Origin of the sequence: Jatrophihabitans sp., assembly GCF_036388195.1 — a bacterium.
Classification (GTDB): Bacteria; Actinomycetota; Actinomycetes; order Mycobacteriales; family Jatrophihabitantaceae; genus Jatrophihabitans_A.
In genome coordinates, this window is the sequence record NZ_DASVSG010000074.1 from 1 (window position 1) to 7972 (window position 7972).

The window sequence follows — 7972 nt, forward strand, 5'->3', positions numbered from 1 at the left end:
AGCGCGGCATCACGATCAAGAGCCAGGCCGTGCGTATGCCGTGGGACCTCGACGGGTCGAGGCACGTGCTCAACATGATCGACACCCCCGGCCACGTCGACTTCACCTACGAGGTCAGCCGGAGCCTGGCCGCCTGCGAGGGCGCGGTGCTGCTGGTCGACGCCGCCCAGGGCATCGAGGCGCAGACGCTGGCGAACCTGTACCTGGCGCTGGAGAACGACCTGCAGATCATCCCGGTGCTGAACAAGATCGACCTGCCGGCTGCCCAGCCCGACGTCTACGCCCTGGATATCGCCCACATCATCGGCTGCGAGCCCGACGACGTGCTGCGCGTCTCGGCCAAGACCGGCCAGGGCGTCGAGGAGCTGCTCGATGTGATCTGCCGGGACGTGCCCCCGCCGGTCGGCGACGCCGACGCCCAGGCCCGGGCGATGATCTTCGACTCGGTCTATGACATCTACCGGGGCGTGATCACCTACGTCCGGGTGATCGACGGCCACATCAGTCCCCGCCAAAAGATCAAGATGATGTCCACCGGCGCCACCCACGAGCTGCTGGAGGTCGGCGTCATCTCGCCGGAACCGGTGGTGAGCAAGGGCCTGGGCGTCGGCGAGGTCGGCTACCTGATCACCGGGGTGAAGGACGTCCGGCAGTCCAAGGTCGGTGACACCGTGACCGACGCCGGCAAGCCTGCGAAAGAGGCGCTCGGCGGCTACCGCGACCCGAACCCGATGGTGTATTCGGGCCTGTTCCCGATCGACGGCTCTGACTTCCCGCTGCTGCGCGACGCGCTGGACCGGCTGCGGCTCAACGACGCCGCGCTGGTCTACGAGCCCGAGTCCTCCGGAGCGCTCGGCTTCGGCTTCCGGTGCGGCTTCCTCGGCCTGCTGCACTTGGAGATCACCAGGGATCGCCTGGAAAGAGAGTTCAACCTGGAGCTGATCTCCACCGCGCCCAACGTGGTGAACCGGGTGATCCTGGAGGACGGCCGCGAGTACGTGGTCACCAACCCGTCCGACTGGCCGTCCGGGCAGAAGATCGCCGAGGTGTACGAGCCGATCGTCAAGTCGATGATCATCGCCCCGAGCGAGTACATCGGCGCGATCATGGAGCTGTGCCAGACCCGGCGCGGCACCCTGCTCGGCATGGACTACCTGTCCGAGACCCGGGTGGAGCTGCGCTACACGCTGCCGCTCGGCGAGATCATCTTCGACTTCTTCGACGCGCTGAAGTCGCGCACCCGCGGCTACGCCAGCCTGGACTACGAGGAGGCCGGCGAGCAGACCGCGGACCTGGTGAAGGTCGACATCCTGCTGCAGGGCGAGCCGGTGGACGCGTTCTCGGCCATCGTGCACAAGGACAAGGCCTATGCCTACGGCGTGATGATGACGACCAAGCTGCGCGAGCTGATCCCGCGCCAGCAGTTCGAGGTGCCGATCCAGGCTGCGATCGGCTCCCGGGTGATCGCTCGGGAGAGCATCCGCGCGATCCGCAAGGACGTGCTGGCCAAGTGCTACGGCGGTGACATCACCCGCAAGCGCAAGCTGCTGGAGAAGCAGAAGGAGGGCAAGAAGCGGATGAAGATGGTCGGCCGGGTCGAGGTGCCCCAGGAGGCGTTCATCGCGGCGCTGTCCACTACCGAATCCCCGGACTCCGGCAAGAAGTAGCTGCCCCTTCACTCAGAACCAACCTTCGGCCTGTCGGCGGGGTGGGATAGCGTCCCGGAACGATTGCTGTTCGGCCAGAGGAGAAGCGTCATGACCGCACGAGAAGAGGCCTACTCAGCCGCGCTGCAGGCCGCGACGACCCATGCGCGTCGCTGGCTGGCCTCGATGCCGGACCGGCCGATCCCGCCGCGGCGCGGCGCGGACGAGGTGGCCAAGGCGCTCGGCGAGCTCCCGGACGGCCCGACCGATCCCGCCGCGGCCATCGATCTGCTCGGCGAGGTGGTCGAGGACGGTCTGATGGCGATGCCCTCCGGTCGGTTCTTCGGCTGGGTGATCGGTGGGACGCTGCCGGCCGCGCTGGCCGCCGACTGGCTGGTCAGCGCCTGGGACCAGAACGCGGGCATGCGTACCCCGACCCCGGGCGTGGTGGCCGCCGAGGAGACGGCCGCTCGCTGGCTGCTCGACCTGCTCGGCCTGCCTGCGGGCGCTGCCGTCGGCTTCGTCACCGGCGCGACCATGGCCAACTTCAGCTGCCTGGCGGCTGCCCGCGAGCAGGTGCTGGCCGACGCCGGCTGGGACGTCAACCAGCGCGGCCTGAACGGGGCGCCGCCGATCACGGTGCTGGTGGGCGCCGAACGGCACGTGACGGTCGACGTGGCGCTGCGCTACCTGGGGCTCGGCGCGCCGACGGTGGTGCCGGCCGACGACCAGGGCCGGATCCGCGCCGATGCGCTGGCCGAGGCGCTCGCCGACCGGCCCGGCGGCCCGGTGATCGTCTGCCTGCAGGCCGGCGACCTGCACTCCGGCGCCTTCGATCCGTTCGCCGAGGCCATCGCCGTCGCGCACCGGCACGGCGCCTGGGTGCACATCGACGGCGCGTTCGGGCTGTGGGCCGCCGCCAGCCCGACCCACCGGCGCCTGGTCTCCGGATTCGAGGCCGCCGACTCCTGGGGCACCGACGCGCACAAGACCCTGAACGTGCCCTTCGACTGCGGGATCGCCATCGTGAACAAGCCGGCCCCGCTGCGCCGGATCTTCGGCATCTCTGCCGACTACCTGGTGCCCGACGCCGCCGGGGACCCGCTGGACCGGGCTCCAGAGATGTCCCGGCGGGCCCGCGGGGTGCCGGTGTGGGCGGCGCTGCACTCCCTCGGCCGTACCGGCATGGCAGGCCTCGTGGACGGGCTGGTCGCCAATGCCCAGGCGATCGCGGCCGGCATCGCCGAGGTGGACGGCGTGGAGGTCCTCAACGACGTGGTGTTCACCCAGGTCTGCTTCGCCGTCGGGGACGACGAGCGCACCGTCGCCGTGATGAACCACCTGCTGCAGGAGGGTGTCACCTGGATGTCCGGCTCGCGCTGGGCCGGCCGGCGGATCATCCGGGTCTCGGTCAGCAACTGGTCCACCGACGAGCAGGACGTCGCGATGTCGGTGGCGGCCGTCCGGCGCGCTGTCGAAGCGACCGGGGATGCAGCGGTCGGCTAGCAGCGGCGGCCGGTAGCGCACCGGGCGGCCGGCTGAGCTGGGTAGGGCACCGGGCGGCTGGCTGACCCGACTGGCTGAGCCGACTAGCGCAGCCCGGCGAACAGGTCGTCCTCGGGCAGTGGCGTGCCGGTGGTGTCGTGCACCCGGACGAAGGTCTCCATGCCCATCATCTCGGTGAACCTCTCCCGGCCCATCTGCAGGAAGAAGATGTTCTCCCCCTGACTGGCGTGCGCGGCCAGCGCGTCGTACTTCTGGTCACCGAACGCGCGGGTGTCCACCCAGGTGCTGATCTCCTCATCGGGCAAGCCGATCTCGGGGGTGCCCTCCTCCGGCTCGTCCCAGTCCGCGCCCAGCTCGATCATCAGCTGGCGGAACTTCTGCATCTCCGACTGCGGGGCAGTGGTCCAGTACACCTTGGCGGGCCCGGGCTCTCCCGTCAACGCCACCGCGGCCATGGTGATCCGGTGCGCCTGGATGTGGTCGGGGTGGCCGTAGAAGCCGTTCTCGTCGTAGGTCACCACCACGTCGGGCTGGTAGCGACGCATCAGCTCCGCCAGCCGCGCGGCGGCCTCGTCCACCGGCGTGCTCCAGAACGATCCGGGCGCGTCGTTGTTCGGCCAGCCCATCATCCCGGAGTCGGCGTACCCGAGCAGCTCCACGTGGCTGATCTCGAGCACCGCGGCGCTCTTGTCCAGCTCTGCGCGGCGCAGCTCGACGACCGCGTCGGGATCGTGGCCGGGATCGCCGGGCTTCGCCCCGCCCGGTGTGTCACCGCACCGCCCGTCGGTGCAGGTCACCAGTACGGTCCGGATCCCCTCGGCGGCGGCCTTGGCCAGCACCCCGCCGGTGCCGGTCGCCTCGTCGTCGGGGTGGGCGTGCACTGCCATCAGGGTCAGGGGGCGATCGATCATGCCAGCACCCTAGGGCACGGGGAGAACCTGTCCACGCCGGTCGTGCCGAATCGATTCGACGCCACTGCGACAATCGGCGGTGTGGACGACTACCGCGCACTGAACCTGGCCAACTGGAACGAGCGGGCGCCGGCGCATGCCGCCTCACCCGGCTACGCGCTGCAGCGTTTCCGCGACGACCCGGGCTTCCTGTCCAAGGTGGTGCGCTTCGACCAACCGTTCCTGGGAGACATCAGCGGTCTGCGCGGCCTGCACCTGCAATGCCACATCGGCACCGACACCCTGTCGCTGCACCGCCTCGGCGCCCGGATGAGCGGGTTGGACTTCTCCGGCCCGGCGCTGGCCGAGGCCCGGGCACTCGCCGAGTCGGTCGGCGCCGAGATCGACTACGTGCAGGCCGACGCCTACGAGGCGGTCGAGCGGTTCGGCGCGCACCAGTTCGACCTGCTCTACACCGGGGTGGGTGCGCTGTGCTGGCTGCCCGACATCGCCCGCTGGGGCCGGCTGGTGGCCGAGCTGCTGGCGCCCGGCGGCCGGCTGTTCATCCGAGAGGGCCACCCGGCGCTCTGGGCGATGGACGACCGGCGGGAGGATCACCTGCTGGCCGTGGAGTACCCGTACTTCGAGACCGAGCAGCCGGTGGTGTTCGAGGAGGAGGGCAGCTACGTGCCCACCGAGGTCGACTTCGTGAACAACAGCAGCGCCAGCTGGAACCACGGCATCGGCGAGATCATCACCGCGGTGCTGGACGCCGGCCTGCGGCTGACCCAGTTCGTCGAGCACCGGTCGGTGCCGTGGGAGGCGCTGCCCGGCGAGATGACCCGCGGCGAGGACGAGGAGTGGCGGTTGAACGACCGGCCCGAACGGCTGCCCCTGACCTACACCCTGCAGGCGGTCAAGGACTGACGCGGGCCGGCGCGCCAGGGACTCAGCCCAGCACGCCACGCACCGAGGCGTGGCCCTTGAGCAGGTTGCGGGCGATCGTCCGGCGCTGGATCTCGTCGGTGCCCTCATAGATCCGCAGCAGCCGCAGCTCCCGGTACCACCGCTCGATCGGCAGCTCCCGGGTGTAGCCCATGCCGCCGTGGATCTGCAGCATCCGGTCGACGATCTCGTTCGCCTTGATCCCGCCGAAGAGCTTGGCCATCGACTGGGCGTGCCGGGAGTCCATGCCCTGGTCCACCTGCCAGGCGGCCGACAGCACCAGCCAGCGCAGCGCCTCCAGCTCCACCGCCGAGTCGGCGATCATCCACTGGATCGCCTGCCGGTCGGCGATCGGCTGGCCGAAGGTGACCCGGTTGCGGGCGTGCTGCATGGCCAGCTCCATCAGCCGCTCGCAGGCGCCGACCGCCCGGGCGGGCAACAGGTAGCGGCCACGGCCGATCCACTGCATGGCCAAGGCAAAACCCTGGCCGAGCTCGCCGAGGATGTTGCGCTCGGGCACCCGCACCTCGTCGAAGACCAGCGCAGCCGGCCCCCACTGCCCCATGGTGTCGATGTGCTCTGACTTCCAGCCGGCGTCCCGGTCGGCCAGGAAGCAGGTCACCCCGCCGTTGATGCCCAGGGCCGGGTCGGTGATGGCGAACACCATGGTGAAATCGGCCTCGTCGCCGCCGGTGATGAAGGTCTTCTCGCCATTGATCACCCAGTCCGAGCCGTCCTTGCGGGCGGTGGTCCGGATCGCGGTGAGGTCTGAGCCCGCGCCCGGCTCGGTGATCGCGAAACACGAGACGCGATCGCCTTCGATGGTGGGCAGCAGGTACTCCTGCTTCTGCCGATCGTCGGCGTGGAACAGGATGTTGTCGGCGTAGCCGCCGAACCGGAACGGCACGAACGAGTGGCCGAGCTCGGCCTCGATCAGCGACGCGAGCACCGCGGACAGGTCCATCCCGCCGTACTCGGCCGGCGTCTGGATGCCCCAGAAGCCGAACCGGCGCGCCTTGTCCCTCAGCTCGGCCAGCTCGTCGGCGGTGACCCCCGGCTGGTGGGCGCGCTCGCGGCGCAGCACCTCCGGCTCCATCGGCATGATCTCGCGCTGGACGAAGTTGCGGACCCAGTCCCGGGTCTGGCGCTCTTCGTCGGTCAGTGAGAAGTCCATGGCGGGATGTCCTCAGCTCTTAGGCAAATCGCTAGCGTGCCGAACCGGCCTGCCTCGAATCTAGCCCGCGGCCCCCGTCAGGGCTCGATCACGATCTTGCCGACCAGCTCGCCGGTCTGCATCGCGGCCAGCCCCTCGGCCGCCTCCTCCAACCCCAGCGTCCGGTCGATCCGGGGGCGCAGCCCGGTCACCTGCAGGAACGAGATCAACTCGCCGAGCTCGGCCTTGGTCCCCATCGTGGAGCCGATCACCTGCAGCTGCAGGAAGAAGATCCGGTTGAGCTCGGCCGGCGGCATCGCCCCCGAGGTGGCGCCGGAGAGCACGACCCGCCCGCCTGGCCGCAGCGACTTCAGCGAGTGCGACCAGGTGGCAGCGCCGACCGTCTCCAGCACCGCGTCGACCCGCTCCGGCAGCCGGGCGCCGGGTGCGAACGCCTGGTGCGCGCCCAGCTCCAGGGCGGTGGCCTGCTTGGCCTCGGTGCGGGCGGTCGCCCACACCCGCAGGCCGCCCGCCCGGGCCAGGCCGATGCACGCCGAGGCGACCCCGCCGGTGGCGCCCTGCACCAGGACGGTCTGACCCGGCCGCAGGCCGGAGTTGACGAACAGCATCCGGTAGGCGGTCAGCCACGCGGTCGGCAGGCAGGCGGCCTCGGCGAAGGACAGCTCGGCGGGCTTGGGCAGCAGGTTGCGGGTGGGCACCGCGACCAGCTCGGCCAGCGTTCCCTGGTGCTTCTCGCTCAGCAGCGAGCGGCCCGGGTCCAGGGTCTCGTCTCCGAACCAGTCCTCGGCGCTGATCACCGAGTGCACCACGACCTCCTGCCCGGTCGCGGTGTCGATGCCGGCCACGTCGCCGCCGAGGATCATCGGCAGCTGGCTCTCCTTGATGCCGACCCCGCGCAGCGTCCACAGGTCGTGGTGGTTGAGGCTGGCGGCCTTGACCCGCACGGTGGTCCAGCCGGGCTTCGGCTCGGGATCGGGACGCTCGCCGATCACCAGCCCGTCCAGCGGTGCGTCCGGGTTCAGGGCACTGGCGTAGGCGGCTCGCATGGCCCTGACCCTAAACGGGGCCGCGTCGCACCGCCGCAACGCCCCGGCTCAGAGCGGCCCGGCTCAGAGCAGCCCGGCTCAGAGCAGCCCGGCTCTAAGCGGCCCGGCTCAGAGCAGCCCGGCCGGCACCTTCGCCAAAGCACGCTCGATCGCCGCCATCAGCTCGCGGGCGGAGGAGGCCGTCAGCTCCACCGCGATCCGCTCGCCCGGCGCGCCGGCCCCGGTCAGGTCGATGTTGAGCGTGTGATCGGCCTGCGCGTGCACCGGATGGTCGAAGTAGACCGTGGCGTCGGTCAGGGATACCCAGCCGGCCCGTCCCTTGCCGCTGCCGGTGATGCTCGCGTGCTCGGTGTTGTAGGTGCACATCAGCTGTCTCCGATCGTCCGGGCGAAGAAAGCGGCGATCTTGGAGTAGCCGTCCATCGCCTGCGTCGGCCGGTAGGCCGGCCGGTCGGTGCAGAAGAACCCGTGCCCCGCCCCGTCGTAGGAGTGCAGCTCGCGCTCCTTGCCGTGCTCGGTCAGCAGCCGGCCGAGCTCGGCGACCTGCTCCGGCGACGGGTAGGAGTCCTCGGCGCCGAACAGCCCCAGCAGCGGGCAGCTCAGCTTGGCCAGCTGGTCCTCCAGGCCGCCGGCCTGCACCGGGAACTCCGCCACCGGGGTCCCGATCACGTACGCGCCGTAGCAGTCCACGACGCCCTGCAGGTCGAGGTTGCAGCCGGCCAGCACCGCCTGCCGGCCGCCCGAGCAGTGGCCGATCACGGCCACC

Annotated in this window: 8 protein-coding genes; 3 read left to right on the top strand and 5 right to left on the bottom strand. The window is 70.6% G+C overall.

Annotated elements, in window-relative coordinates; translation table 11 throughout:
• A partial coding sequence (gene lepA, locus VF612_RS07660) for a translation elongation factor 4 (RefSeq protein ID WP_408659262.1) occupies positions 1-1667 on the top strand: 1667 nt, incomplete at its 5' end.
• A 90-nt stretch (positions 1668-1757) separates the two neighbouring features.
• Entirely contained in the window at positions 1758-3152 is a 1395-nt protein-coding gene (locus VF612_RS07665) for a pyridoxal phosphate-dependent decarboxylase family protein (protein WP_408659263.1), read from the top strand.
• An 83-nt stretch (positions 3153-3235) separates the two neighbouring features.
• Here the strand turns inward: VF612_RS07665 and VF612_RS07670 are convergent, their stop codons facing one another.
• Complete coding sequence (locus VF612_RS07670; RefSeq protein WP_408659264.1) at positions 3236-4063, bottom strand: PIG-L family deacetylase; 828 nt, start codon at positions 4061-4063, stop codon at positions 3236-3238.
• Between the two features lie 81 nt (positions 4064-4144).
• Here VF612_RS07670 and VF612_RS07675 point away from each other — a divergent pair, with 81 nt between their 5' ends.
• On the top strand, positions 4145-4969 hold the full coding sequence (locus VF612_RS07675; RefSeq protein ID WP_408659265.1) for a class I SAM-dependent methyltransferase: 825 nt from the start codon (positions 4145-4147) through the stop codon (positions 4967-4969).
• A gap of 22 nt (positions 4970-4991) precedes the next feature.
• Here VF612_RS07675 and VF612_RS07680 read toward each other — a convergent pair whose 3' ends face one another.
• The 4 genes from VF612_RS07680 to VF612_RS07695 all read right to left on the bottom strand — a co-directional run.
• Entirely contained in the window at positions 4992-6161 is a 1170-nt protein-coding gene (locus tag VF612_RS07680; RefSeq protein WP_408659266.1) for an acyl-CoA dehydrogenase family protein, read from the bottom strand.
• Positions 6162-6238: 77 nt separating this feature from the next.
• Positions 6239-7207, bottom strand: a complete 969-nt coding sequence (locus VF612_RS07685; RefSeq protein ID WP_408659267.1) for a zinc-binding dehydrogenase — start codon at positions 7205-7207, stop codon at positions 6239-6241.
• A 108-nt stretch (positions 7208-7315) separates the two neighbouring features.
• Positions 7316-7573: a DUF6295 family protein gene (locus VF612_RS07690; RefSeq protein ID WP_408659268.1), complete on the bottom strand. Its 258-nt coding sequence runs from the start codon at positions 7571-7573 to the stop codon at positions 7316-7318.
• Positions 7573-7972, bottom strand: a 400-nt coding sequence (locus VF612_RS07695; RefSeq protein WP_408659269.1) for a dienelactone hydrolase family protein, incomplete at its 5' end; no start/stop codon positions are given. The genes VF612_RS07695 and VF612_RS07690, both read right to left, overlap by 1 nt.